Origin of the sequence: Microbacterium sp. F2 (assembly GCF_052274505.1) — a bacterium.
GTDB lineage: Bacteria > Actinomycetota > Actinomycetes > Actinomycetales > Microbacteriaceae > Microbacterium.
Genome location: NZ_JBNVBV010000002.1, coordinates 239,948 through 265,832, shown reverse-complemented (window position 1 = coordinate 265,832; position 25,885 = coordinate 239,948). Strand labels below are relative to the sequence as shown.

The window sequence follows — 25,885 nt, the reverse complement described above, 5'->3', positions numbered from 1 at the left end:
CGATGACACTGGTGATGGGCGTCGACTCGTCGACGCAGTCGTGCAAGGTTGTCATCACGGATGCCGAGAGCGGGGTGGTGGTCCGCGAGGGGCGGGCGCCACATCCGCCCGGCACCGAGGTCGACCCCCAGGCGTGGTGGGAAGCGCTGCAGAGCGCTATCGCGCAGGCCGGCGGGCTCGAGGATGTCGCTGCGTGGTCGATCGGTGGCCAGCAGCACGGCATGGTTGTGCTGGATGCCGATGGCCGCGTCATCCGGCCCGCACTGCTGTGGAACGACACCCGTTCCGCTGCTGCCGCGACCGACCTCATCGCCCAGTTCGGTGCTGCCGAGCTGGCCGAGCGAACGGGTCTCGTTCCGGTAGCCTCCTTCACCCTCACCAAGCTCCGGTGGTTGCGTGATCATGAGCCGCGCGCCGCGGCACTGGTTGCTGCAGTGGCGCTTCCGCACGACTGGCTCACGTGGCGTCTGCGCGGCTACGGTCCCGTTGACGAGTCCTCGCTCGGCCCCGTCCTCGATGAGCTTGTCACCGACCGCTCGGATGCCTCGGGAACGGGGTACTGGAGCCCCGACGCGTGGGCGCCTGGCGTGGACGGGTACGACCGGGAGTTGCTGCACGAGGGCCTGGGTCACGATGCTGTGTTGCCGCGGGTGCTGGGCCCGCGTGAGTGGGTGAGTGATGAGGCAGGCAGGCGCGTGGCTCCCGGTGCCGGCGACAACGCTGGCGCCGCACTCGGGGTCGGTGCCGGCACCGGTGACGTGGTGGTCTCGATCGGTACCAGCGGCACGGTCTTCGCCGTCAGTGAGCGGCGCACGATCGACTCTTCCGGCACGGTGGCAGGCTTCGCCGACGCCGACGGCCATTTCCTCCCGCTGGTCGCAACCCTCAACGCGGCGCGGGTTCTCGACGCCGTCGCTGGCCTCCTCGGCGTCGACCACGACGGTCTGAGCGAGCTCGCCCTGGCTGCCCCACCCGGCGCCGGGGGTCTCGTCTTGGTGCCGTACTTCGAGGGTGAGCGCACGCCGAACCTGCCCGATGCGACAGCTGCCCTCACCGGCATGACTCTTGCCTCCACGACGCGAGAGAATCTGGCCCGCGCTGCCGTGGAAGGGATGCTGTCGGGGCTCAGTGCAGGACTGGATGCCCTGCGCGCGCTGGGTGTGCCCCTGCGCCGTGCACTCCTCATCGGCGGCGGAGCGCAATCCGCCGCCGTCCGCGAGGTGGCGCCCCTGGTGTTCGGGATACCCGTGGAGGTACCGGCGCCCGGTGAGTACGTGGCTCTGGGAGCTGCAGCTCAGGCAGCCGGGGTGCTCTCGGCCTGAGATGCCTCACCGGTGCGGTGCAGCACGCGCAGCACCGGTGAGGATGCTGCCAACAGCAGTCCCGGGATGAGGAAGGCGGGTCCTAGCGCCGCGCCCGATGCCAGCAGCCCCAGGGCCACAGCGCCGATGATCGCGCCGCCGTAGTTGAAGAGGTTCACGCGCGCAATGACCTCGTCGCTGCGGGATGGAAGGAGCTCACCGGCGCGGCTGAAGGCGATCGGGACGAGTGCTCCCGCTGCTGCCCCCATGGCGGTGAAGCCGATGACCGCACCCGGGAGGGTGGGAAACAGCGCGACAATAAGCGCGCCGGCGGTTCCCAGGATGACTGCCCCGATGCCCACGCGCGTGCGTCCGATGCGCCGCACGAGCGGGTCGGTGGCAAGGCGCACCACCAGGACGGCAAGCAGATACCCGCCGTAGCCGAGCGGTGTCAGCCCCGGAGCCACCTGCAATCCATCGGCCAGGTAGAGCGTGCTCCAACTGGAGACAGCCGAGTCGACGATGAAGGCTGCGAACACGAGGGTTCCCACTGCCCAGATCGCCCGGCGGGGCAGCGGCGTGCGCGTGGCGTGATCGTCGTGCACGCGGTGCGCAGCCCGCTCGGGGTGGAAAGCGCGGATGCCCCACAGTGCGACTGCAGCCTGCGCCACAGCGGCGATGATCAGGGTCGTCATCGGGGGAAGACCCCCGGCGAGGATCGCTGAGGTCGCCAGCGTGGCCACGATTGCTGCTGTCGTGTATGCCGCATACAGGCGCCCGAAGATCGGGAACTTCGACGTGCGCTGGCTGAGGGCACCTTGCATGTTGGATGCTGCATCCACCGCACCCAGTCCCACGCCGTACACCCCCACCGCCGCTGCCAGCAGGGGAAGGGAATCGCTCACGCTGACCAGCACGAGGGCAGCAGCCTGCGCGAGCAGACCGGTGGCCAGAGCCTGCCGGCTTCCCCAGCGCACGGCGATGAGGTCAGCCAGCACCGACCCCGCTGCTGCCGCGATCGCGGTGCTCAGCAGGAGGATCGACACCATGGTGTCATCGATGCCGACCCGGTGTTTGAGGGCAGGCAGTGCCGTGACGACGGTGGCGTACCCGAGGCCCTGCGCGCCGTAGGCGGCGAAGACCGCGGCCCGCCGCACCCCACTCATGCGGCGCCCTCGGCGAGGATGACGCGGAACGCCTCGTCAGCCACGTCCAGGGTGCGGGCGATGTCGGACTCGGTGAGTGCCGCGTTGATGAAGTGGTTGTGGTGCGAGGTGAGAAAGACGCCGCGACGCACGCACTCGGCGATCCAGCGCTGGTGGAGCATGAGCGAGGGATCGTCGGCAAGTCGGAGGTAGAACAGGGCGGGCTCTCCCGAGGCGACAAGAGTCAGGTCGTGGGAGGCTGCGACATCCACCAGGCCGGTCGTAAGAAAGGTCCCGAGCTCGCGGAACAGGCGCGGGGCGTCCAGCGTCTTGAGCTTGCTGATCGTGGCGATTCCCGCCGCGAACGGCACCGCGCTCATCCAGTAGCTGCCGGTGTAGGTGATGCTGCTCACCGCCTCCTTCAGACTGTCTTTGCCGCACAGCGCCGAGACGTTGTAGCCATTGGCGATGGCCTTGCAGAAACAGATGAGGTCAGCCTCGAAACCATAGAAGTGGTCGCTCCCGGCAAGGTCGAGCCGCCAGCCCGCGCGCACGTCGTCGCAGATAAGGACTACCCCGAACTCGTCGCACAGTGCCCGCACCTGCCGCCAGTATCCCTGGGCGGGCAGCTCGTTGTCGAAGAAGTTGCCGTGCTTGTAGGGCTGGGCGATGAGGGCGGCGATCTCGCCGCGGTGCTCGGTGAACACGCGGCGCATCGCGGCGACGTCGTTCCACGGCACCTCGATGTTGCCCTGCACGTCGGTGTCGAGCACGCCAGGGTAGTCGAGCTTCTGCGTCCACGGTGCGACGCCGTGGTAGTAGCCCTCGATGAACACGATGCGCCGCCGGCCGGTCGCCGCCCGCGCGGTCATGATCGCGAGGGTCGTGGCGTCTCCGCCGTTCTTGGCGAAAAATGCCCAGTCTGCCGAGGCGACGGTGTCGACGAGCAGTTCGGCGAAGTCGACCATGATCGAGGAGGGAATCGAGACGACATCCTCCTTCGCGGCCTGCGCCCGAGCTGCGGCGGCGACATCAGGATCGCCATAGCCGAGGACATTGGGGCCGTAGCCGCACATGTAGTCGATGAACTCGTTGCCATCGACATCCCAGAACCGAGTGCCCTCCGCGCGCTCCGAGAAGAGGGGGAAGGCGGTGCGGGGGATGAAGCATCCTTCGCTCGGGCCGAGGTGTCCGGGAACTCCCGCGGGGATCACGCGGACAGCTCTGTCGAAGATCTCCTGGCTCTTGGCGTAGGAGTTCGGTGCCGTCAGGGTGGGGGTGGTCATGCTGTCACGCTCCGAGGTAGGTGCCGACACGGTCGAGGATGCGGCTGGTGTTGTCGATGAGAGGGATGAAGCCGCGCATCTGCAGGCGTCCATCGCAGACGCAGGCCAGCGCGCTCTCGCGGCCCGAGAGGATGCCGCCTGCCACGTCGAGGTCGGCAAAGCGCAGCGCCGCGCGCGGTGCATCGCTGTGGTCGGGGTCGACGCGCACGCGGTGGCCCTGGACTTCGAAGCGGTAGCGGATGTCGTCACCCACCTCGAAATCGAGATCGCCGTCGGGCATGTGGGCTGCCGAGAACTTGCCACTGAGGTCTTCGTTGGCGACGACCGCGATCGCGTGGGCCGCGACATCGAGCGTGAGCAGAGTGCTGCGCTCGGCGAACACCGGATCGGCGAAGTCATCCTCGCTCGGGCGAAGCATCCGGGCCAGCATCTCGGTCAGCGGCGTGAACACGCGCGTGAGGAAGCGGATGCCGGCGGGACCTGCGACCGGGATCGGCTGCGCCGTGCCCGCGATGACGGCGTTGAGGTGCGCGGCCGAGCGGAACATCAGGGTGGGACCGCGCCCCTCGCGCTCGGTGAGTGAGGTGATCCCGCTCCGCTCGAATCGGTAGTGCGCGCGCAGGCCGCCTGGCGCGGACAGCGAGAGTGTGGTCGGCCTGCTCGTCTCGCGGGCCAGCAGACGCGCAGCATCCGGGGAGAGCTCGATCAGACGGGGGAGCGCGCCCAGGACGGCGTGCAGGTTGATGGCCGCGAGGACCCGTTCATCAATGTGCGTGAGCATCGTGTTCCTTCGGTTCGGCTGGGAGGAGTCCGACCAAAGTTGGACGTTTGACCAACTTTGGTTATCGAACCAGGCCCGCACCCCGAGAACCAAGCGCGCGGCGATGATTTTACGAGAGCGAAACGCGCGGACTTCTCGCTGTGACGCGCCGCCAACCCTCAGACCGGATGCCAGGCTCACAGCGATCTCGTACCCGCGCTTCGTAGGTTGAGGGCATGAGTCACGCGTCGGCCATGCACCCTGCGACCCCGCAACTCCCAGACCTCGCTTCCGATGAAGTAACCGTCTCGCTCTCGCAACTGCGCGCGGCCCGGGATGAGGTACAGCGATTCCTCCTGCCGTACCAGTTCGGGCTCAAGGAGATCGAGACGAAGGTCGAGATCCTCCGCGACGAGTTTCTGCAGCTGCACGACTACAACCCGATCGAGCACATCTCCAGTCGCGTGAAATCCGCGGACAGTCTCGTCGCCAAAGTCGGACGCAAAGGCATCGACGGGGACTTCGACTCGATCCGGGAGCACATCACCGATATCGCGGGAGTCCGGGTCACGTGCAGCTTCGTGGCAGACACCTATCGCCTGTTTGACCTGCTCACCCAGCAGGACGACATCGAGGTGTACTCGGTCAAGGACTACATCGCCGATCCGAAACCCAACGGATACAAGAGCCTGCACGCGATCGTGCGGGTTCCCGTGTTCCTTTCCACCGGCCGCGTCGATGTCCCGGTCGAGGTCCAGTTCCGCACGATCGCGATGGATTTCTGGGCGAGCCTGGAGCACAAGATCTACTACAAGTTCGAACGGCAGGTGCCCGAGAGTCTCCTCGCGGAGCTGAAGGATGCCGCGGCCAGCGCCGCAGAGCTGGATGAACGGATGCAGCGCCTGCACCGGCAGGTGCACGGCATCCGCCCCGCCCCGCCGCGCACGCTTGAGGTCTGACCCTCGCCATCACGCAGGGCCAGGGGCGCGCCCTATCAGGGACGCACTCTCCTGAGCAACCACCCCCATCTCGAAACCCCGCTCGACTAGGGTGGAATCCCACCGGGAAGGGGTGCCGTGCAAACATGGCCAGGGTCGGCGTATCCGTTGGGTGCGACCTTCGATGGGAACGGAACCAACTTCGCCCTCTTCAGTGAGGGTGCTGAGCGCGTCGAGCTCTGCCTGTTCGGTGAGCGGGGGCGTGAGACACGCGTCGACATGCTCGAGGTCGATGCCTACGTTTGGCACGCGTACCTCCCGAACATCGCACCGGGCCAGCGCTACGGCTACCGCGTGCACGGCGAGTATGACCCCGCCAGCGGCAAGCGATTCAACCCCAACAAGCTGCTCCTGGACCCCTATGCCAAAGCTGTCGACGGGCAGGTGACCTGGGGGCAGTCGGTCTTCGGATACACCTTCGGCGACCCAGACTCCCGCAACGACGACGACTCCGCGGCCGAGATGATGAAGGGCGTCGTCATCAACCCCTTCTTCGACTGGGGGGGTGATCGACCGCTCCGCATCCCCTACTCGGAGTCCTTCATCTACGAAGCCCACGTCAAGGGACTGACGATGCGGCATCCCGATATTCCGGATGAGATCCGCGGGACCTACAGTGCGATCGCGCATCCGCTGATCATCGAGCACCTGAAGCGGCTCGGCGTCACGGCGATCGAGCTGCTTCCGGTGCACCAGTTCATCAACGACTCGATGCTGGAAGAGAAAGGCCTCTCGAACTACTGGGGCTACAACACCATCGCCTTCCTCGCGCCACAGAACACGTACGCGTCCTCAGGCCAGCGCGGGCAGCAGGTGCAGGAGTTCAAGGGGATGGTGCGGGCCCTGCACGAGGCCGGTATCGAGGTCATCCTGGATGTCGTCTACAACCACACCGCCGAGGGCAACCACCTGGGACCCACGCTCTCGTTCCGCGGCATCGACAACGAGGCGTACTACCGACTCGAAAATGACGACAAGCGGTACTACACCGACTACACCGGCACAGGCAACAGCCTGAACGTCGGCAACCCGCACGCGCTGCAGCTGATCATGGACTCGCTGCGGTACTGGGTGCTCGAGATGCATGTCGACGGATTCCGTTTCGACCTCGCCGCGACCCTCGCCCGAGAGTTCTATGACGTCGACCGGCTCGCCACCTTCTTCGAGCTCGTGCAGCAAGATCCGGTGGTCAGTCAGGTCAAGCTCATCGCCGAGCCCTGGGATGTCGGCCCCGGCGGCTACCAGGTCGGGAACTTCCCCCCGCAGTGGACCGAGTGGAACGGCAAGTACCGCGACACCGTCCGCGACTTCTGGCGAGGCGAGCCGCAGGCGCTCGGTGAGTTCGCGTCGCGGCTGACCGGCTCGAGCGACCTGTATGCGCACTCGGGGCGCTGGCCGGTGGCATCCATCAACTTCGTCACGGCGCACGACGGGTTCACCCTGCGCGACCTCGTCTCGTACGAACACAAGCACAACGACGCCAACGGTGAGGATGGCCGCGACGGCGCCGACGACAACCGGTCGATGAACTTCGGTGTCGAGGGCCCGACCGATGATCCCGAGATCAATGAGCTGCGCGAGCGGATGCAGCGCAACTTCATCGCCACCCTGCTGCTGTCGCAGGGTGTGCCGATGCTGCTGCACGGCGATGAGCTCGGCCGCACGCAGCGAGGGAACAACAACGGCTACGCGCAGGACAACGACATCACCTGGATCGACTGGGAGCACGTCGACGCGAGCCTGATCGACTTCACCGCCGCGTTGGCCCGGCTGCGCCGCGATCACCCCACGTTCCGGCGTCGTCGCTTCTTCGATGGCCGCCCGGTGCGCCGTGAAGAGGTCGAGCGGATCCCCGACATCGTGTGGCTGCGCCCAGACGGCACGCAGATGCAGCCGGAAGATTGGGACTCCGGGTTCGGGCGGTCGATCGGGGTGTTCCTCAACGGCAATGGCATCCGTGAACGGGATCGCCGTGGCGAACCGATTACCGACGCGCACTTCCTCATCCTGTTCAACGCCGGCGACGAGCCGGTTGAGTTCACGCTGCCGGATGTCGATTTCAGCCCCAACTGGGATGTGCTGGTCGACACGGCGGGAACCCTCGCGAACACTGAGCCGGTCCATCCCGGGGCTGCGCTGGAGCTCGCAGCGAAGTCGGTGGTCGTGCTGTGCGAGCACGTCGAAGAAGAGGTCGAGGTCGACAGATTCGTCGCCGCGTCGCTGGCCACCGGAACAGTCCAGATGGACGAAGTCCCGGGGGCTGCCCCCAAGGAAGAACTGCCGAGGTAGTGATGCATCCCACGTCGACGTACCGCCTGCAGATCCGCGCCGCGTTCGACCTGGATGCCGCCGCCGGCGTGACCGGCTACCTGCGTGATCTGGGCGTTGGGTGGGCCTATCTCTCGCCGTTGCTGAAGTCGACCCCGGGATCCGACCACGGCTATGACGTCGTCGACCCGACGCGGGTTGATCCTGCTCGCGGCGGAGCGGAGGGTCTGGCACGTTTTGCCGCGGCCGCGCGGGCGGCCGGGCTCGGCATCCTCATCGATACGGTCCCCAACCACATGGGGATCGCGGTGCCAGTCGAAAACCCCTGGTGGTGGGACGTGCTGCTTCGGGGCAGAAGCTCGCGGTATGCGGCAGCGTTCGACATCGACTGGGAGTTCGGTGGCGGCAAGGTGAGGGTTCCCGTGCTCGGATCGGAGGCCGACGAGGTCATCGATGCGATGGAAATTCGGGTTGATCCGAAGCCCACGGCCCGGGCTCCGTACGGCATGGCGCGGTACTTCGACCACGAGTTCCCGCTCGCCGAGGCGACTGCACCGGCGGAGGCGACGTCGTACCCGGATGCCGTTCGCCAGGTTCTCGCCCGCCAGCACTTCGAGCTCATGTTCTGGCAGCTCGAGGCATCCGAGCTGAACTATCGGCGCTTCTTCGCGGTCTCGACCCTTGCCGGAGCCCGCGTCGAGGACCCTGTCGTGTTCGACGAGGCCCACGAAGAGGTGGCGCGGTGGTTCCGGGACGGGCTGGCCGATGGCCTGCGCATCGATCACCCCGACGGGCTCGTCGATCCCGGCGGCTACCTCGAACGACTTGGCGCCCTCACCGGCCGCCGCTACACGCTGGTCGAGAAGATCCTCGAGCACAGTGCGACGCCGCATCCGGAGCTCCTGCCGGCCTCGTGGGACACCGACGGCACCACCGGGTACGACGCCATGGCCGAGATCGACCGCGTCCTCATCGACCCCGACGGCGAGGGGGCGCTCGACGCGCTCGATGAGCGGCTGCGCAGCGCTACCGGCCTGCCGCCCGCGCAGCCCTGGCCCGATCTGATCCACGACACCAAGCGGATGATCGCCGACACGATTCAGCGCAGCGAGATTGCCCGACTCGTGCGGTGCTTGCCTGAGCAGGTCCCGGATGCCGATGATGCTCTGGCCGAGATCCTCGCCTGCTTCCCCGTTTACCGCTCCTACCTTCCCGCGGGACGGGAGGCGCTCGACGAAGCGCTCGCTGAGGCATCCGTTCGGCGCCCCGACCTCGCCGAGACGATCGGTGCGCTCTCGCCGTTCCTGGCCGACCCGACGCTCGAGGTCGCTCGCCGCTTCCAGCAGACGACGGGCCCCGTGATGGCCAAGGGCGTCGAAGACACCGCGTTCTATCGCGCCACGCGCCTGGGCACCCTCACCGAGGTCGGTGGGGATCCGTCGGTTTTCTCGCTGACTGTGGAGGGCTTCCACGAAGCCGTCGCCCGCCGGCAGGCGCAGCGCCCTCGGTCCATGACGTCGCTCTCGACGCACGACACCAAGCGCGGCGAGGATGTGCGTGCTCGCCTCTCGGTGCTCGCCGAGATCCCGCATCGCTGGGCCGCTGTGCTCGAAGAGCTGCGGGCCCTCGCCTCGACGGGGCATGGGCCGTTCGATTCCCTGCTGTGGCAGGCGATCATCGGCTCATGGCCCGCGACCCCCGAGCGCCTGCATGCCTATGCCGAGAAGGCAGCGCGGGAAGCGGCAGAGGTGACGACCTGGTGGAACCCGGATGCCGACTTCGAGCGCCGGATGCACGCCGTCGTGGATGCCGCGTACGGTCCCGCGCGGGAGCTGGTTGAGGCTTTCGTCGACGAGGTCGCGCAGCCGGGCTGGAGCAACTCGCTGTCGGCGAAGCTCGTGCAGTTGGCAGGTCCCGGGGTTCCCGACGTGTACCAGGGCTCGGAGCTGTGGGAGACCTCACTGGTAGACCCCGACAACCGTCGCGCCGTCGACTTCGCACAGCGCGCAGCGATGCTGGCGGACCTCGACCGTGCTGCGACTGAGGGGAATGTTCCGGCGATCGATGCCTCGGGAGCCGCGAAGCTCCTCGTTACCTCCCGCGTGCTGCGGATGCGCCGAGACCGGCCCGAGCTGTTCACGCGCTACCTGCCCGTCGAGCTGCTGGGTTCGGTATCCGGGCACGCGATAGCTTTCGACCGGGGCGGGGCGATCGCCATTGCGACCCGGCTGCCGGTGGGACTGGCGGCACGCGGCGGCTGGGGCGACACCCGGATGCTGATTCCAGGCGGCACCTGGACCGATGCGCTGACGGGCCGGGCGTATCCCGGCGGAGAGTTGCCGCTGGCGGAGGTGCTGAGCGCGCTGCCTGTCGCGCTCCTGACACGTCAGACACCCGACCCGCGCCGAGACACTGAGCGTGACGGGGTGTCTCACGCAGGATCCGGCGTCTCGGGTCTCAGCGAAGCGGAGGAAGCATGATCGAGGTCTGGGCGCCCCGAGCGGAGCGAGTACGGATGCGTCGGCAGGGGCATCCGGATCTGGAGATGGCCGCGGGCGAGCGCGGGTGGTGGACGGCTGACGTTGAGCTTGTGGACGGCGATGAATACGGCTTCGTCCTCGGTGACGCCGACGCGCTACGCCCCGATCCGCGGTCGCGTCGGCAGCCGCGGGGGGTGCACGAGGCATCCGCCTTCTTTGATGCCGGCGCGTTCGCGTGGACCGACGGGGCCTGGACAGGGCGGCAGCTGGCCGGGGGTCTGATCTACGAGCTGCACGTCGGTACCTTCACGCCAGAGGGCACGCTGGATGCCGCGATCGAGCGGTTCGATCACCTCGTCTCCCTGGGCGTCACCCACGTAGAGCTGTTGCCGGTCAACGGCTTCAACGGCGTCTGGAACTGGGGCTACGACGGCGTGCTCTGGTACACCGTCCACGAGGCTTACGGCGGCCCCGCCGCCTACCAGCGGTTCGTGGACGCCGCCCACGCCGCGGGCCTCGCGGTCATACAGGACGTCGTCTACAACCACCTCGGCCCCAGCGGAAACTATCTGCCCGAGTTCGGTCCGTACCTTCGGGATGCGGCGCGCAACACGTGGGGCCTGTCGGTGAACCTCGACGCGCGCGAAGTGCGTGATTTCATCGTCGAGAACACGCTCCTGTGGCTGCGCGACTACCACGTCGACGGACTGCGACTGGATGCCGTACACGCCCTGCACGATGAGAGCCCGACCCACATCCTGCAGGAGATCGCCGAAGCCGCCGACGCGCTCTCGGCGCACCAGGGTCGCCCGCTGACCCTCATCGCGGAGTCCGATCTGAACGACCCGACCCTGATCCTGCCGCGGGAAGCCGGCGGCTACGGACTGACGGCACAGTGGAGCGACGACTACCACCATGCACTCCACGTCGCGGTCAGCGGCGAGACCGTCGGCTACTACGAGGACTTCGGGGCGCTCGGGGCTCTCCCGAAGGTGTGGACCGAGGGGTTCTTCCACAACGGCACCTACTCGTCGTTCCGCGGGCGGGATCACGGTTTCCCTATTCCGCCGACAGTCCCCACCTGGCGTCTGGTGACGTTCGGGCAAGACCATGATCAGATCGGCAATCGCGCCACCGGTGACAGGCTCAGCGAGACCCTGTCCACCGACCGGCTCGCCGTGGCCGCGCTCCTGACGCTCACTACTCCCGGGACGCCGATGCTGTTCATGGGGGAGGAGTGGGGAGCATCCACGCCGTGGCAGTTCTTCACGTCGCATCCGGAGCCTGAGCTCGGCGAGGCCACCGCGAAAGGTCGCATCGAGGAGTTCGCGCGGATGGGCTGGGACCCCGCGATCGTGCCCGACCCGCAGGATCCCGAGACCTTCCACCGCTCGAAGCTCGACTGGGCTGAGGCATCCACATCGCCGGAGGTGGGGGTCGACCACGCGCGCCTGCTCCAGCTCTATCGTGACCTTGCCGCCCTGCGGCGCGAGCGGTCCGAGCTGACAGCCCCCGCCTTCGCTGACTGCGACGCGCTCGCGGGGAGCGGCCCCGATGGGGAGGACCCGCGGGCGCGGTGGTTTGTCCTTCAGCGGGGGGCGTTGTCCGTTCTCGTGAACCTCACCGGGGCATCCCACACCTTCGCGGTCGCGCCGGATGCCGTCATCCTGCTGCACACGGGAGGCACGGGAGCAGCGACTGTCATCGCCGAGGCATCCACCTCCGACTCAACCGGCGCGGCATCCGTCCTGACCCTCGCCCCCGACACCGCCGCGATCGTCGCGCCCGCCCGCTGACCCGCAGATGACCTCCCGCTCGCTATCGTGAGGGGATGGCCGCGAACCTCCTGATCGTCCCGCTGCTGGCGGCGCTCGCACCGCTGCTGACCCGGGTGATCGGGCGGTGGTTCGCGGTGCCGATCGTCGTGTTCGAGCTGATCCTCGGCATCCTCGTTGGGCCCTCGGTGCTGGCGTGGGTTGAGCCGATCGAGTTCCTCGCGACCCTCGCCCAGTTCGGCCTGGCGATGCTGTTCTTCGTCGCCGGGTCGGAACTCGACTTCGCCGCGTTTCGCGGGCGCACGGGCCGCAACGCCGCGGTCGGATGGCTTCTCTCGCTGGGGATCGGCATCCTGATCGGTCTGCTCGTCGGGCCGTTGGGGGCGGCGATCATCATCGGCATCGCGCTGTCATCGACGGCGCTGGGGACGATCCTTCCGATCCTTCGTGACGCCGGCGAACTGAAGACTCCGTTCGGCAAGGCGGTCGCGGCAGTCGGTGCGGTGGGCGAGTTCGGTCCGCTCGTCGCGATCTCGGTCTTCCTCGGCGGACGCGATCCGGGGGCGGCCTCGATCGTGCTCGCCGCCTTCCTGGTGGTCGCCGGGTTCGCGATCTGGTTAGCCTTCCGCCTCCCGCACGGCATGATGCACCGCGTCGTGAGTGCGACATTGCACACGTCGGGCCAGTACGCGATCCGTGTGGTGTTCCTGATCCTCGGAGGGTTGCTCGCGCTGAGTATCGCGCTCGACCTCGACATCCTGCTGGGCGCGTTCACGGCCGGTATCGTGTGGCAGCTCATGATGCGTGATGCGTCTGAGGAGAACCGAGAGGCTGTCGAAAGCAAGATCGAGGGCATCGCGTTCGGATTCCTCGTGCCCATCTTCTTCATCTACACCGGCGTCACCTTCGACCTCGCGGCGCTGCTCGAAAGCCCCGCCCTGCTGTTGTTCGTGCCGGTCGTGCTGCTGGCGCTCCTGGTCGTGCGCGGACTTCCGTCGATGCTCGTCGCGCCGCCCGGATCCAGTGTTCGAGACCGGGTTGCGCTCGGCCTGCTGGGCGCGACGGGGCTGCCGATCATCGTTGCCGTCACCGCGATCGGCGTCGACGAGAACCTCCTCACGTCGGCGCAGGCCGCGCTGTTCGTCACCGGCGGCATGCTGTCGGTGCTCATCTACCCGCTCGTCGGGATGCTCTTGCGGGGTGAGCGCGTCAGCCGCGTGCCCGCAGAGCTGGATGACGCGGCCTAGACCCGTGCAACCAGCTGACCTTCCCGGCCTTCTCTCGTGGGCGCGAGCCGAACTCGCGGGCGCACCCCGAGAGTTGCTCGGCGAGGTCGTGACACCACGGATGCTGGGTATCCCGCGCTCGCCACGGGTCGTCCTCCGCGACGAGGTGTGGCACCTCGGCGTCCTCCTGCTCGGGTCGGAGCACCTCTACGCAACCGGCGAGATCGTGCGATCCCGTGAGCCTGCCCGCCGCGGATACACCGCGGAGTCCCAGCGTGCCCGGGCGGGACTGGCCGAAGCGGCGTTTCGGGGCGGCATCCTGCCTGGCGTAGCTGTGCATCTTGGATGGCAACGGCTCGATGTTTCACTGATCGGCGAAGTGGCATCCGTGGATGTCGGGCCCCTGGCCGTAATCGACGGTCAGCTCCGGGTGCGCTGGAGCACCGCTGGCGGGTTCATGGATGCCGAGAGCTACGTTCGCGAGCGCGTCGAGCTTGCGCGGCATCCACCCCAGGGTGCCACCTGAGCCGTCTGGCTACGAGCGGGAGGAATTGACGCTGCGACCGCGCACGATGCCGACGAACGCCTCGACCTCGGGCGTCGTGCGCTCGGCTACCCACGCCAGCGCGACGCTCGAGACGGGGCCGCCCGAGAGGGGCCGGTACGCAACGTCTTTGCGGTGATGCAGCCGCGCGAGTGACATCGGGACGATCAGGATGCCGACACCCGTGGCAGCCAGTTCGACAGCCGCCTTCGTGTCTGCCGGGGCCGCGAAACGGGGTGCGATCGTTCCCGGGACTGCCGGCTGCAGGACGTCATCCTCCGGGACGATGAGCACCTCGCCCGCCAGGTCCTCGGGGGCAAGCTCCTCCGCCACCGACAGGCTCGAGTCACTCGAGAACACCACGACCGGCACCTCGTCGTAGAGCGAAATGGCGTGAAGGTCGGTCTTGTCGATCGGGAGTCGAACGAGGGCTGCGTCAACGGCTCCTGCCAGCAACTGATCGCGCTGCGAAGTCGGAGCGATCTCTTCGAGCTCGAGCCGCGTGCGCGGCATCCGCTCTCGCCAGAGCGAGATCCACTTTCCCGGGGTCGCCCCGGGTACAGCGCCGAGACGGAATACCTCAGCTGGCGGCGGGCCTGAGTGCGCCTGCGGCGCATCCCGTGATCGGGAAGATCGGTCGCGCCTGGCCATTCCGTCAGGCTACCGCGACGGCGCCAGGCGCCACGGCAGCAGTCGGCTCGATTCAGGCGGCGAGGCGAAGGCCGCGCGGGGCCGGGTCAGGCCGCGAGGCGAAGGCCGCGACGGTCGGTGGCGACCCGCTCGTTCTCTCCGACGGTCTCGTCGTCACCGAGCAATGAGCCGACGGCGACGCGCGCGTGAGCGCCGATGACGGTGCGGATGCCGATCTTCGAGCCGGCGCCGACCGCCGCTCCCGGGCCGATGTGCGCGTGCGGCGCAACCACGACCTCCGGACCGATCAACGCATCCGACTCGATCCACACACCGCGGCCGATCCGGGCGCCCGCAGCGATCTGAACTCCCGGTTCGACATACGCCCCGGCCTCGACGATCGCGGTCGGATGCACCTTGGCCCCGTGCGCGATGAGTCCTCGGCCATTGGCGTGTTTGCGATACCGCAGTGTCTCGCCGTGGTCGTTCTCGATGTCGACGTAGTTCTTGCCCACGATCTCCTCCACGGGGCCGTTCGGCCCCAGTACGATCCCCAACGCCGTGGTACGGAGATTCATTCCCCTGCATCCGCTTGCCGCTGAATTCTCTGTAGCGGCAATGGTGCCGGATCTCGGGTTCGTCGTCTCCCGGCTTGACATCTCTTCGGAACGGTCCCGACATCGGATTGGCAGAGAATGGAAGGCATGCCAACCGACGATCTCGGCGACGCGCATGACACGACTTCGGAGACCCCGGATCAGTCCTCGCACCCTGCTCCAGAGGCCACCCGCACCCTCGTATTCGACGAACGTGCCACCGCACACTCGCCGGCGGAGGACGTGCTCGGCATCCTCACCGGTACCTTCACCGCATCACTGGGGCTCTACCTGTTGCAGTCCTCGGAGGCCGTTACCGGCGGCACGGCAGGACTCGCGCTGCTGATCCAGTACGCATCCGGGTTGCCGTTCTGGATGCTGTTCCTGCTCATCAATCTGCCCTTCGCCGTGCTGGCGGTGTGGCAGCGCGGCTGGAGCTTCACGATCCGAACTGTCATTGCGATCGCCATGGTCTCGGGCTGGTCGGTGGTGCACCACGCACTCTTCTCCATCGATGACCTCAACCCGATCTACGGGACCCTCGGCGGGAACCTTCTGGCCGGAGTGGGTCTGCTGATCTTGTTCCGACACCGAGCGAGCCTCGGTGGGATCAACATCGTCGCGCTCATCGTGCAGGACCGGTGGGGGTTCCGCGCCGGATGGACCCAGATGATCTTCGATGTCATCATCGTTGCCGCGGCGCTGCTGGTGGTGCCGTGGCCCAACGTGGTGCTGAGCGGTCTGGGCGCTGTCGTACTGAACCTCGTGCTGGCGATGAACCACCGCCCGGGACGGTACATCGGGCACTGAGAGCGCGGCCGCCGCCGGCGTCGTGCGCGTCAGGTTTGGCAGCGCGGGCACCAGAAGACGTTCCGTTCCCGCGTGGCGTCGGCGCCCAGTGCGCTGGCGAGAATCGGCGTTCCGCATCGACGGCATGGCCTTCTCTCGCGGCCGTACACCCACATCCGCTCTCCCCTCCGGTCGACGCCCGTGAACGTGCGCTCGACGCGGTCGCGGTTCGCGCGGATCATTCGCGTGCCGACCTCCAGCAGGCCACGCGCGTCGACCTGCGTGCCCGGAGCCGCGGGGTGGATGCCGCGCACGAACAGCATCTCGTTCGCGTACACGTTTCCAAACCCTGCGACGTTGCGTTGGTCGAGCACTGCGACGTGGATCTCCCGCGGGTCCGCACCCACCCGCCTGGCCGCTTCGTCGAGGTCCCAGCCGTCGCTGAGGGGGTCGGACCCGAGGTAGCCGACGAGCTCGTTCTCGCGATCCGTGGGAACAAGGGCGATCTCGGCGAGGTCGAAACCGACAGCTTCGGCATCCGTCGTTCCGACGATTGCCCGTGCTCGAAAAGCCGGCGCCCGCCAACGCTCACCGGGGCGGTACACGTGCCATTCGCCCTCCATCTTGAGGTGCGAGTGCAGCGTCCATGGCCCGATGCGTGCGAGCAGGTGCTTTCCGCGCGGCACGACCGCGTGGACCTGTTCTCCTGTGAGGTCAGCGGTAGCCAACTGCGGCACCCGCAGGTCGAATCGCGTCACTGTGCCGCCCGCGAGTGCCGCATCCAGCATTCGCGCTGCACGAAAGACGGTGTCGCCCTCAGGCATGCGGCGACCCCGACGCCTTACGCAGAGTGAGGCCGCGCGGGGTTTCGACGAAGCCTGCTTCGCGCAGCGCCCGGGCGAACGCCGTTCCGAAGATCGGGTCACCGTTCACCTGCTCGACGGTCAGGGTATCGAGGTGCCGCGTGCGGGCCGTCGCTGCGAGGTCGGCTGTCGCTGCCGTCACCGCTTCGTCGTCGGCGCTGAAGACGAGGGCCGACTTGCCACCGCGCTCGAGGTACAGCACGAGCTCGCCGTCGACGAGCGTCACGAGAGCTCCCGCCTTGCGACCCGGGCGATGTCCGACGCCCTCGAGGCTCGGCCAAGCGAGAGCGGCACCGTACGCATTCGCGGGGTCGGTGGCAGCGAGGGTGATCGCCGTGCGGGGGGCGGGGTCGGTGACCGCCGAGAACTCACGCAAGCGGTCGACGGTCGCGGATGCCGCGAACTGGGCCCCGCCGAGCCTTTCGACGAGGTATCCCCGTCGACAGTGGCCGGCGCGTTCGGCATCCGCGAGGGTGCGGTACACCTGCGCAAAGCCGCCCGGGACCGCCTCGCTTTGGACAGGGCCGCGGGTAACGACCCCGTAGCGGTCGAGGAGGATGCCGGCGATCGCGGCAGCGCGGACCGTGGCGTCTGGCACGGGCTCGGGAAGAAGCGACCACCGGCCGCTCGCTCGCGCACCGCTCCCGCCAGCGCCCCCGCGCGAGCTGTTCGCGGCCGGGCGGGGGATCGTGGCAGAGATGGCCGACCCGCGGAACATCCGCGCACGGGGGGCACGCCGTGCGCTGCGGTGCGCCTGGGACCCACCGGAGAGCAGCCCGCGCACCGGCGCGAACGTGTCATTCGTGACCCGGCCCGCCCACGCCAGCGCCCAGAGCGCCTCGATGACCGACTGCTCGTTCGCGGCGTCAGTGAGGGCGCGAATCTGCCCCGCGAAGTAAGCCCCGCCGCCGGCGAGAGCATCAAGGATGCGTGCCTCGAGCGACTCGGCGGCGATGTCGTCGTCGGCTCGAGTGGGAAGGCTCAAGGCGACGGTGTCGGCGGGATGCAGCGCGATCCAGCCGTCGCGCCCGGGGAGGGCCCCGTGCCCCGACCAGATGACCTCTCCCGTGGCGGTGAGCTCGTCAAGCAGCGCCGCACGATAGTCGCGAACGCGGCTCGGCAGGATGAGCGACTCCCAGGCGCTTGCGGGAATCGGAACCCCGGCGAGTTGCTCGATCACCGCGAGCACGCCGTCGATGCCCTCGAGCGGCCGGGTCAGGTGCTGCCAGGCGGGCAGGAACCGGGCGAGCGCAGCCTGTGGCACGGGTTCGATGCTTCCTCGGATCGCCGCGAGCGAGCGCATCCGCAGCCGGCGCAGCACCTCGGAGTCGCACCATTCGTTCTCGCCGCCGTCGAGCGCAGACGAGGCGGGCAGGAAGTATCCGCTCGTGATGCGACCCTGCGCCTCGAGCCGCTGCAGTGTCAGCCGTGCGACCGCGGTCCCGATGCCCAGGCGTTCGGCGACAGCATCCGTCGTGAACGGTCCGTGGGTGCGGGCGTGACGGGCTACCAGGTCACCGAGGGGATCGGCGACCGGTTCGAGGAACGCGACGGGGATGCCGACGGGCAGCGGAATGCCGAGGGCGTCGCGCAGGCGACCGGTGTCTTCGATGGCTGCCACCCGTTCGACGCCGGCGATCGTGATCCCGATCGCGCGCCGGCTGGCGACGAGTGCGTCGAGGTGGGTGGATGCTTCGGGAACCGGGGCGGCGGGTCCGGGCCCCTCGACGTCAGCAGCTTCCGTCTCGGTGGGGGTACCGGGTGCCGCCTGCAGCCTCTCGGCTACTTCTGGCGCAGACAGCGGTCCGAGCAGACGCAGCAGGTCGGCCACGCCCTCGAGCCCGCGGACCCGGCGATCCGGCGCGAGGTGCTGCACCTCGGCTTCGAACTGGGCGATGACGTCGGGGTCGAGGAGCTCCCGCATCTCGACCGTGCCGAGCAGCTCCGCCAACAGGGCAGGGTCAACGGCGAGGGCGGCGGCCCGACGCTCGGCGAGCGGGGAATCCCCCTCGTACATGAACGCACCGACATATCCGAACAGCAGGTCGCGGGCGAAGGGTGAGGGCTGCGGCGTCTCGACCTCGATGAGGCGGATGCGGCGGTCAGTGATCGAGCGGGTGATCCGCAGTAGAGCGGGGACGTCGTACACGTCCTGCAGGACTTCGCGCAGCGTTTCGAGGATCACCGGGAACGTCGGATGCCGACGGGCTACCTCCAGCAGCTGGGCTGACCGTTGGCGCTGCTGCCACAGTGGGCTGCGCCGGTTCGGATTCGTCCGCGGCATAAGGAGTGCCCTCGCGGCGCATTCGCGGAAGCGTGACGCGAACAGCGCAGAGCCGCCGACCTCCTGCGTGATGAGCGGTTCGAGCTCATCCGCGTCGAACACGAAGAGCTCGGCGCCCGGAGGTTCACCGGTGGTGTCGGGAACGCGCGCGATGATACCGTCGTCGCTCGCGACAGCGGACCCTTCCACGCCCAACCGCTCTCGGATCCTCGCGTTGACGGCAAGGGCCCACGGCGCATGCACTTGCATGCCGTAGGGGGAATGAAGAATGACCCGCCAATCGCCGACCTCGTCGCGGCCACGTTCGACAGTGAGGCTTCGATCGGTCGGCAATGTCCCGGTGGCTTCGCGCTGTTCAGCAAGGTACGCGAGCAGGTTGGTCTTCGCATTCGCGTCGAGTCCGGCATCCGTCAGCCGCGCGTCGGCGGCAGGCGGTGTCGCGGTGGCGATCTCCCGAGTGAAGGCGCCAAGGGCCTCGCCGAGTTCCGCGGGCCTGCCGATCCCGTCGCCGTGCCAGAACGGCACGCGGCCCGGTTGGCCGTATGCGGGAAGCACGTTGACGCGATCGTGGGTGATCTCGACGATGCGCCAACTCGTCGTGCCGAGCGTGAAGACGTCGTTGACGCGCGACTCGTAGACCATCTCTTCGTCGAGTTCGCCGACTCGGGCATTCTGGCTCTCGCCGGCGACGAACACGCCGAACATCCCGCGGTCGGGGATCGTCCCGCCGCTCGTGACGGCGATGCGCTGGGCACCGGGGCGGCCTGTGAGGGTTCCGGCATCCCGATCCCACACGACGCGCGGGCGGAGCTCTGCGAACTCATCCGAGGGAAATCTGCCGGCCAGCAGGTCGAGCGTGGCTTCGAACGCCGACCGCGGCAGCGCGCGGAACGGAGCACTGCGCTTGACGGTCTCGAACCACTCCTCGACGCGGAGCGGGGCGAGGGCTGCGGCTGCGACGGTCTGCTGCGCGAGGATGTCGAGCGGATTCTGAGGCACCTGGATCGCCTCGATCTGACCCGCCAGCATCCGTTCGGTCACGATAGCGGTGTGCAGCACGTCGGAGCGGTGCTTGGGAAACAGCGAGGCGCGGCTGATTTCGCCGACCTGGTGGCCGGCGCGGCCGATGCGTTGCAGGCCGGATGCTGCGCTCGGCGGCGCCTCGACCTGGATGACGAGATCGACGGCTCCCATGTCGATGCCGAGCTCGAGACTGCTCGTGGCGACGACGCAGCGCAGTATGCCGGACTTGAGTTCCTCTTCGACGAGGGCGCGTTGCTCCTTCGAGACGGAGCCGTGGTGTGCCTTAGCTAGCACGGGCTCAGCCCCCGCGGTCTGGCCGCTCTGTGCGGGCATCGCTGCCGCGATCGACGGTTCGGGGAGGTCGATACCGAGCCGCTCGGCGTAGATCTCGTTGAGTCTCGCGGTGAGGCGCTCCGCCAGGCGCCGAGAGTTGGCGAAGACGATCGTCGAGCGGTGCTCGAGGACCCGGTCGACGATCGCCTCTTCGACATGCGGCCAGACCGATCCGGTCATCTCGGTGTTCTCGGGGCGCGCGGCGGCGCCGCCCGAGGGGGCGAACCAGTCCTCGCCTGGCCCGGAGGTCGGTGCTGTGGCATCCGTCGACCGCACGCCTGGCCCACCCGTGGTGGATGCCGCGGCCGGCGGTGGGTTGAGCATGTCTTCGACCGGGACCGTGACCCGCATCTCGAAGGTTTTGGATGCCGGCGGCGCGACGATCTCGACCGGGGCTGCGCCCCCGAGGAACCGGGCAACCTCGTCGATCGGCCGTACTGTCGCAGACAGTCCGATGCGCTGCACGGATGCCGCTTCCGGTCGCTCGGCGCGGATCATGGCGTCCAGGCGCTCGAGGCTGACGGCCAGGTGCGCGCCGCGCTTGGTCGCTGCCACGGCGTGGACCTCGTCGACGATCACGGTGTGAACTCCCGTGAGGGTGCGGCCCGCCTGACTCGTGAGCATGAGGTAGAGCGACTCGGGAGTCGTGATCAGGATGTCGGGCGGTGTCGCGACGAGCTTGCGCCGCTCCGCCGACGGCGTGTCGCCGGATCGGACACCGACCGACACCCCGGGAAGGCTGAGGCCACGGCGTCTCGCCGCCTGGTCGATGCCGACCAGCGGCGAACGGAGGTTCCGTTCCACGTCGACGCCCAGGGCCTTGAGCGGCGAGATATAGAGGATGCGGGTGCCCGCGGCATCCTTCGGGGCCTCCGCCTTCTCGCGGAAGACACGGTCGATTGCCCAGAGGAACGCCGACAGCGTCTTGCCGGACCCGGTCGGTGCGACCACGAGTGCGTGGCGACCCGCCGAGATCGCCTTCCACGCGCCGGATTGGGCGGGGGTCGGTGCGGTGAACGCGCCGCGGAACCAGTCCTGCGTGGCAGGACCGAATCTCTCGAGCACATCCGCCATCCCCCTATCTTCGCCCGCCCCACCGACATCCGGGGCGGTCTCGGTCCCAGCCCGCAGCGAACTCCTCAGGACGGGCGACGGATGCTGCGCGGGGCGCCTGCGGCCACGGTAGGTGGCCCGATCTTGAGGAGTTAGCGACGCTGTGCATCGCGGGGTTCGTCCCGGCCCCGACACAGAACGTCGACGCGAACGGGGCTGCCCCAGCGAGTTGACAGACGAACCGGGCGGCGCCGCCCCGAGGGAGTACCGTGACGGTGAGCAAAGGAGCGACCATGGCATTCGACCAGGTGGTGCACGGACGGCAGGACGATTTCGAGGCCCGGCACGGCGACCGTGGCCGGTTCACGTTCGCCAAGCACGTCGTTGTTCCCAAAGAGGGCACTCAGCTACAGGTCTCATTCATGGAGATCCCGCCGGGTCAGTCGGCGTACCCATATCACTGGCACGCTGGCGTCACCGAGGCCTACGTCATCCTGTCGGGAACGGGTCGGGTGCGTACCCCGGGTGCTGAATTCGACATCGGCCCGGGGGAGGTCGTCGTCTTTCCACCCGGGCCGGCGGGCGCGCACCGGATGACGGCTACCGGCGGTGAGCCGCTCCGGTACGTCGACCTGGACACGACAGCCGAACAGGACGTGATCGGCTACCCGGACTCGCGAAAGACGATGGCGTACACGACCGCCCGCCCCACGATGCTCTTCCGTGACGACGACGCCGTGGACTACTACGACGGTGAGCCTGACGCTGGGTGAGGGGCGAGACCGGGTGAGCGGGTGACGCGGAGCGCACACATGTGAGCGCGGACGTGCGAGAGTGACGTACGGAGGATCCCATGCGTACCACCCCAACCGTCCTCGCCGCGACTCTTCTCACCGCGTTCCTCGTCGGCCTCGGCGCCGCACCCGCCCTCGCGGAGCCCGGAACCGGCCCCGGCGTCAGCGATCCCCCGCGGGCTTCGACCGAAGCCACGGTCGTCGCGATGCGGCACCAGGGCGGCCTGTTCGGAGCCCAGGAGACGGCGATCACCGACCCGCAGACGCCCTACCCGACGACGATCACCGGCACCGGCAGGACGTTCTCGACGGCTCAGATCGTGCTCAACGACCCGAGCTCGAGCAGCCCGGGCGACATCCTCACCTACTGCATCGATCTGACTACCGAGACCGAGATCGGTGTGCACTATGAACTCGGCGACTGGTCCTCGGCGAACGTCCCGAACCTCGACTACGTCACCTACATCCTCAACAACTACTACCCGGTGGCGTCTGGAGCGCCGGCGCTGTCGACGGATGCCGAGAAGGTAGCCGCCGTGCAGGGGGCGATCTGGTACTTCACCGATCAATTCGTCGTGCCGCGTTTCGGCTATCCCGCGCAGCACGATGCCATCGCGGCGATCGTGGCGGCCACCCAGGCTGCCCTGGCCGGCGGATCGACCCCCGCGCCACCGCTTCCCACCCTGACGATCACGCCCGACACCGCGACGGCGCCGACGACCGGTGATGTGGTGGGTCCGTTCGCGGTCGGTGGGTCAGTGAGCTCATCGACGCTCTCGACACGGGGCATCGACGTGTTCTCGGATGCCTCCGGCACGGTCCCCGTCCCCGACGGCTCCTCGGTCGCGCAGGGCTCGTCGCTCTGGGCTCGCTACGCCGCGACGGTCGCCGATGAAGGATTCAGCCTGGAGACATCCCAGACCGTCGAGGCCGGAAACGTGTTCCTGTACGACGGCGGGAATCCCGGACGCACGAGCGCCCAGAAGCTGATCCTCGCCGCACAAGCCACGATCCCGATCCGCGCCAACGCGGCGATCACGCCGATGGCCGCCGGCCGGTTCGCCGCCGACGTGACAGTCACCGGTGCGGCCGCCGGCCTGCAGGGAGCCATCTCGGTGACGGCGCGGTGCGATGACGGAACGACGGTCGTCGAGGACTCGGGAACGCTCGCCGCGGGCACCCCGGCGGGAACGACCCGGGTGGTGACCCTGTCGGCTGTGCCCGCCGGCGCAACGTGCACCGTCACGCAGACCGCAGACGGGCACACCGCCGATGCGGTGCTGACCTCCACCACGACGGTTCCGGCATCCATTGTTGCTGTGGCGAACTCCACGGTGTCGGCGACGGTCACCGACACGTTCGCACACCCGACGCCCACTCCCACCCCGACGCCTACCCCGAGTCCCACCTCGACCCGGCTTCCCGACACCGGAGCCTCGGCGCCGCCGTCCTGGGGGATGCCGGCGGCTCTGCTCACCGCGGGGCTCGCCGTCATGGTTCTCGACCACGTTCGCCGGCGCTCGCGCGCATCACGCTAGCCAGGGTCGCCGGTGGCGAACTCAGCATGATCGGTGTCGTACAGCCGCCGCAGGAGCGGGAGAGCGGCGTCCTCGCGCCGAGATCGAGGAGTTAGCGACACGCCAGCGCCGGTCAGCTCTCCGGTGCCGCCGAGTCCTCGGCTGATCCGGGCGCTGCGGAGACTGCCGCAAGCTCCGCGACGAACTCGAGTTTGTCGAGCACGGGCGTGGACAGCACGAACGGATAGAGATCGTCGTAACCCATCGAGCGGTTCATCATGTTGAGAGCGGTCGACAGCGGCATCCACGTCTTCGCGACCCGTTCGCGGAACGAGGCGGTCGGTGCGGGGCGCAGCAGGCCGAACTCCTCGGCGGTCTGGATGCTGTCACTGATGTGCAGGTAGTGGGCCCAGGTTTCGGCGAAGTCCTCCCACGGGTGCATCGTCGCGTACTGCGAAATGAAGTGCTGTTGCCAATCCGCGGGAGCACCCTCGGCGTAATGGCGGTCGATTGCCGCCTGATAATCCTCGGACTCGTCGCCGAAGAGTTCCCGCGCCCGGGCGCGAGTGTGGTCATCCGTGACCAGGAAAGACTCGTAGTAGTGCCCGATCTCGTGCCGGAAGTGACCGAGCATCGTGCGGTATGGCTCGTCGAGCATCGCGCGTACCTTTTCGCGGTGCGCGTCCTCGGCCTCGGCGAGGTCGATCGTGACGACGCCGTCAGCGTGCCCGATCGTGACCGGTTCCGCGACGCTCGACAGCAGGTCGAAGGCGATCCCGCGAGGGTCCTCGGTGCGATCGAGAATCGGGATGCCGAGCTCGTCGAGCTCCGCGATGAGGTGACGTTTGGCCCGCTCCGCGGGAGCGTAGTTCGAGATCCCCTTGAGGTCAGCGTCGTTGGGCCGGGTGCGGGTCAGGCCGCAGCTGAAGCACAGCCCGCCGGCATCCGTCGTCAGCCACGTGCAGCCCGACAGCCCGAGGTTCGCGCACACGTGCCACACGGTGCCCGCGGCATCCGTGTAGGTGCGATCGTCGGCATCCAGCGGCACGATGTCGCGCTCGGCGCGCGAGTAGCCGAGGGGCGTTTCGCACGAGACGCAGACCGAGTTCTCGAAGAACAGGCGATTGCCGCAGACCCGGCACGTATAGGACTTCACGGGCGAATCCTCGCACACGAACGAGTCATCTCCGGAGGGGTTGCGCTCGCGCGATTCACTCTCGCGCGAATGTCGCAACGGCGCACGGATTCGGCGGCGCGCCGGGCGGAGGGGCTTGCTGCCGGGGCGTCGCGCACGATCTGCGCCGTTGCGACACGGCATCGGGCGGGGCGGGGCGGAGATCAGGATGCGGGGGCGACGTCGACGGAGACGCGCAAGGTCGAACGCTTCGCGGTGGTGAAGATAATGCCCTTGACGGGGGAGACGTCGCCGTAGTCCCGACCCCAGGCGACCGTGACGTAGCGGTCGTTCGCCCACTGGTCGTTGGTCGGGTCGATCGCGAGCCACTCGTCCGATCCCGGCAGCCAGACCGCGAGCCACGCGTGCGACGCGTCGGCACCAACGATCCGCTCGCGTCCGGGCGGCGGCTGGGTGGCAAGATACCCGCTGACGTAACGTGCCGCGACCCCGTGGCTGCGCAGGCAGGCGAGGGCGAGGTGCGCGAAGTCCTGACAGACTCCCGCGCGCGTTCGGAACACTTCGGCGACCGAGCTGGTGACGGTCGTTGCCGTCTTGTCGTAGTCGAAGTCGGCCTTGATGCGGTGCATGAGGTCGGTGGCAGCGTCTCCGATCGGCCGGCCCGGGCCCAAGGATGCCGCGGCGTAGGCATGGGCCTCGGCGACGTGTTCGGCCTTGGGAGAGGCCACGGCGAACTCCGCGGCGGCCCAGGCGCCTGGCGCATCCGGATGCTGCAGCGGGCGCGACAGCTCCCACGGCAGCTCCAGCGCCGCACCGTCGTAGCGGGGCGCCTCGACGGTGACGTCGGTGCGAGCGTCGACGACCAGACGGGTGTGGGGGGAGGTGACGTGGAAGTACGTCACGACATTGCCGAAGGCATCCCGTTCGTGGCTGACGTCGTTCGGCTCGGGATCGATGGTCACGGCGTGCGAGGCGATCTGCTGCCACGCGACCGGTCTCGGGGCGACGTGCGCGAGCCCGAGGCTGTTGCGCACATCGTCGCTGTACTCGTAAATCGTTCGGTGCGACACCGCGTACTTCATGCG

General features: G+C 68.3%; 19 protein-coding genes. 10 read left to right on the top strand and 9 right to left on the bottom strand.

Translation table 11 applies throughout. From position 1 onward, the window contains the following. The first annotated feature begins 2 nt into the window (after positions 1 to 2). A complete protein-coding gene (locus ACQVDU_RS06320; protein ID WP_300593116.1) occupies positions 3 to 1,322 on the top strand; it encodes a xylulokinase in 1,320 nt (439 codons plus the stop codon). On the opposite strand, the gene ACQVDU_RS06315 is transcribed toward ACQVDU_RS06320, so the two are convergent. Genes ACQVDU_RS06315 through ACQVDU_RS06305 form a run of 3 tightly spaced genes read right to left on the bottom strand, consistent with a single transcriptional unit; the run spans position 1,295 to position 4,513 of the window. Beyond that, entirely contained in the window at positions 1,295 to 2,467 is a 1,173-nt protein-coding gene (locus ACQVDU_RS06315) for an MFS transporter (protein ID WP_300593114.1), read from the bottom strand. The genes ACQVDU_RS06320 and ACQVDU_RS06315 overlap by 28 nt on opposite strands. Further along, positions 2,464 to 3,732 (bottom strand): aminotransferase class III-fold pyridoxal phosphate-dependent enzyme, encoded by a 1,269-nt coding sequence (locus ACQVDU_RS06310; RefSeq protein WP_443476568.1) that lies wholly within the window; start codon positions 3,730 to 3,732, stop codon positions 2,464 to 2,466. Before ACQVDU_RS06310 ends, ACQVDU_RS06315 begins: the two co-directional genes overlap by 4 nt. Positions 3,733 to 3,736: 4 nt before the next feature. Continuing rightward, on the bottom strand, positions 3,737 to 4,513 hold the full coding sequence (locus ACQVDU_RS06305; protein WP_300594297.1) for a hypothetical protein: 777 nt from the start codon (positions 4,511 to 4,513) through the stop codon (positions 3,737 to 3,739). Between the two features lie 233 nt (positions 4,514 to 4,746). On the opposite strand from ACQVDU_RS06305, the gene ACQVDU_RS06300 reads away from it, so the two are divergent. The 6 genes from ACQVDU_RS06300 to ACQVDU_RS06275 all read left to right on the top strand — a co-directional run bounded on the left by ACQVDU_RS06300 (position 4,747) and on the right by ACQVDU_RS06275 (position 13,765). Further along, a complete protein-coding gene (locus tag ACQVDU_RS06300) occupies positions 4,747 to 5,451 on the top strand; it encodes a GTP pyrophosphokinase (RefSeq protein WP_443476753.1) in 705 nt (234 codons plus the stop codon). 117 nt (positions 5,452 to 5,568) lie between these two features. Further along, positions 5,569 to 7,779, top strand: coding sequence for a glycogen debranching protein GlgX (gene glgX / locus ACQVDU_RS06295; RefSeq protein ID WP_443476567.1), 2,211 nt, complete (start codon positions 5,569 to 5,571; stop codon positions 7,777 to 7,779). Between the two features lie 2 nt (positions 7,780 to 7,781). Continuing rightward, complete coding sequence (treY, locus tag ACQVDU_RS06290; RefSeq protein ID WP_443476566.1) at positions 7,782 to 10,238, top strand: malto-oligosyltrehalose synthase; 2,457 nt, start codon at positions 7,782 to 7,784, stop codon at positions 10,236 to 10,238. Then, positions 10,235 to 12,034, top strand: a complete 1,800-nt coding sequence (gene treZ, locus ACQVDU_RS06285) for a malto-oligosyltrehalose trehalohydrolase (protein ID WP_443476565.1) — start codon at positions 10,235 to 10,237, stop codon at positions 12,032 to 12,034. The genes treY and treZ overlap by 4 nt, the downstream gene beginning before the upstream one ends. A gap of 35 nt (positions 12,035 to 12,069) precedes the next feature. Further along, positions 12,070 to 13,260, top strand: a complete 1,191-nt coding sequence (locus tag ACQVDU_RS06280) for a cation:proton antiporter (RefSeq protein WP_443476564.1) — start codon at positions 12,070 to 12,072, stop codon at positions 13,258 to 13,260. A 4-nt stretch (positions 13,261 to 13,264) separates the two neighbouring features. Beyond that, positions 13,265 to 13,765, top strand: a complete 501-nt coding sequence (locus tag ACQVDU_RS06275) for a glutaminase (RefSeq protein ID WP_300590656.1) — start codon at positions 13,265 to 13,267, stop codon at positions 13,763 to 13,765. 9 nt (positions 13,766 to 13,774) lie between these two features. On the opposite strand, the gene ACQVDU_RS06270 is transcribed toward ACQVDU_RS06275, so the two are convergent. Together ACQVDU_RS06270 and ACQVDU_RS06265 are read right to left on the bottom strand one after the other, a co-directional pair. Further along, on the bottom strand, positions 13,775 to 14,434 hold the full coding sequence (locus tag ACQVDU_RS06270; protein ID WP_300590657.1) for a LysR family substrate-binding domain-containing protein: 660 nt from the start codon (positions 14,432 to 14,434) through the stop codon (positions 13,775 to 13,777). An 86-nt stretch (positions 14,435 to 14,520) separates the two neighbouring features. Beyond that, on the bottom strand, positions 14,521 to 14,928 hold the full coding sequence (locus tag ACQVDU_RS06265; protein WP_443476752.1) for a transferase: 408 nt from the start codon (positions 14,926 to 14,928) through the stop codon (positions 14,521 to 14,523). A gap of 189 nt (positions 14,929 to 15,117) precedes the next feature. Here ACQVDU_RS06265 and ACQVDU_RS06260 point away from each other — a divergent pair, with 189 nt between their 5' ends. Further along, positions 15,118 to 15,819, top strand: coding sequence for a YitT family protein (locus ACQVDU_RS06260; RefSeq protein ID WP_300590659.1), 702 nt, complete (start codon positions 15,118 to 15,120; stop codon positions 15,817 to 15,819). 29 nt (positions 15,820 to 15,848) lie between these two features. Here the strand turns inward: ACQVDU_RS06260 and ACQVDU_RS06255 are convergent, their stop codons facing one another. Then, positions 15,849 to 16,622, bottom strand: a complete 774-nt coding sequence (locus ACQVDU_RS06255) for a DNA-formamidopyrimidine glycosylase family protein (RefSeq protein ID WP_443476563.1) — start codon at positions 16,620 to 16,622, stop codon at positions 15,849 to 15,851. Further along, the gene (locus tag ACQVDU_RS06250) at positions 16,615 to 21,375 is read right to left on the bottom strand and encodes an Lhr family ATP-dependent helicase (protein WP_443476562.1); all 4,761 of its coding nucleotides are present in this window, start codon (positions 21,373 to 21,375) and stop codon (positions 16,615 to 16,617) included. Before ACQVDU_RS06250 ends, ACQVDU_RS06255 begins: the two co-directional genes overlap by 8 nt. 272 nt (positions 21,376 to 21,647) lie before the next feature. Between ACQVDU_RS06250 and ACQVDU_RS06245 the strand changes: the two genes are divergently transcribed. Beyond that, the gene (locus tag ACQVDU_RS06245) at positions 21,648 to 22,127 is read left to right on the top strand and encodes a cupin domain-containing protein (protein WP_331790775.1); all 480 of its coding nucleotides are present in this window, start codon (positions 21,648 to 21,650) and stop codon (positions 22,125 to 22,127) included. An 80-nt stretch (positions 22,128 to 22,207) separates the two neighbouring features. After that, positions 22,208 to 23,686, top strand: coding sequence for a thioester domain-containing protein (locus ACQVDU_RS06240; protein ID WP_443476561.1), 1,479 nt, complete (start codon positions 22,208 to 22,210; stop codon positions 23,684 to 23,686). Between the two features lie 112 nt (positions 23,687 to 23,798). Here ACQVDU_RS06240 and ACQVDU_RS06235 read toward each other — a convergent pair whose 3' ends face one another. After that, positions 23,799 to 24,821 carry a zinc-binding metallopeptidase family protein gene (locus ACQVDU_RS06235; RefSeq protein ID WP_363497440.1) on the bottom strand — a complete coding sequence of 341 codons (1,023 nt, stop codon included), beginning with the start codon at positions 24,819 to 24,821 and terminating at the stop codon, positions 23,799 to 23,801. 182 nt (positions 24,822 to 25,003) lie between these two features. Next, positions 25,004 to 25,882: a transglutaminase family protein gene (locus ACQVDU_RS06230; RefSeq protein WP_443476560.1), complete on the bottom strand. Its 879-nt coding sequence runs from the start codon at positions 25,880 to 25,882 to the stop codon at positions 25,004 to 25,006. Between the last annotated feature and the right edge of the window lie 3 nt (positions 25,883 to 25,885).

Bases quoted from the DNA above. Each gene is read 5' to 3' on its own strand.
- ACQVDU_RS06320 (WP_300593116.1), top strand. From the start codon at position 3: ATGACACTGGTGATGGGCGTCGACTCGTCGACGCAGTCGTGCAAGGTT.
- ACQVDU_RS06315 (WP_300593114.1), bottom strand. From the start codon at position 2,467: ATGAGTGGGGTGCGGCGGGCCGCGGTCTTCGCCGCCTACGGCGCGCAG.
- ACQVDU_RS06310 (WP_443476568.1), bottom strand. From the start codon at position 3,732: ATGACCACCCCCACCCTGACGGCACCGAACTCCTACGCCAAGAGCCAG.
- ACQVDU_RS06305 (WP_300594297.1), bottom strand. From the start codon at position 4,513: ATGCTCACGCACATTGATGAACGGGTCCTCGCGGCCATCAACCTGCAC.
- ACQVDU_RS06300 (WP_443476753.1), top strand. From the start codon at position 4,747: ATGCACCCTGCGACCCCGCAACTCCCAGACCTCGCTTCCGATGAAGTA.
- treY (WP_443476566.1), top strand. From the start codon at position 7,782: ATGCATCCCACGTCGACGTACCGCCTGCAGATCCGCGCCGCGTTCGAC.
- treZ (WP_443476565.1), top strand. From the start codon at position 10,235: ATGATCGAGGTCTGGGCGCCCCGAGCGGAGCGAGTACGGATGCGTCGG.
- ACQVDU_RS06280 (WP_443476564.1), top strand. From the start codon at position 12,070: ATGGCCGCGAACCTCCTGATCGTCCCGCTGCTGGCGGCGCTCGCACCG.
- ACQVDU_RS06270 (WP_300590657.1), bottom strand. From the start codon at position 14,434: ATGGCCAGGCGCGACCGATCTTCCCGATCACGGGATGCGCCGCAGGCG.
- ACQVDU_RS06260 (WP_300590659.1), top strand. From the start codon at position 15,118: ATGCCAACCGACGATCTCGGCGACGCGCATGACACGACTTCGGAGACC.
- ACQVDU_RS06255 (WP_443476563.1), bottom strand. From the start codon at position 16,622: ATGCCTGAGGGCGACACCGTCTTTCGTGCAGCGCGAATGCTGGATGCG.
- ACQVDU_RS06250 (WP_443476562.1), bottom strand. From the start codon at position 21,375: ATGGCGGATGTGCTCGAGAGATTCGGTCCTGCCACGCAGGACTGGTTC.
- ACQVDU_RS06245 (WP_331790775.1), top strand. From the start codon at position 21,648: ATGGCATTCGACCAGGTGGTGCACGGACGGCAGGACGATTTCGAGGCC.
- ACQVDU_RS06240 (WP_443476561.1), top strand. From the start codon at position 22,208: ATGCGTACCACCCCAACCGTCCTCGCCGCGACTCTTCTCACCGCGTTC.
- ACQVDU_RS06230 (WP_443476560.1), bottom strand. From the start codon at position 25,882: ATGAAGTACGCGGTGTCGCACCGAACGATTTACGAGTACAGCGACGAT.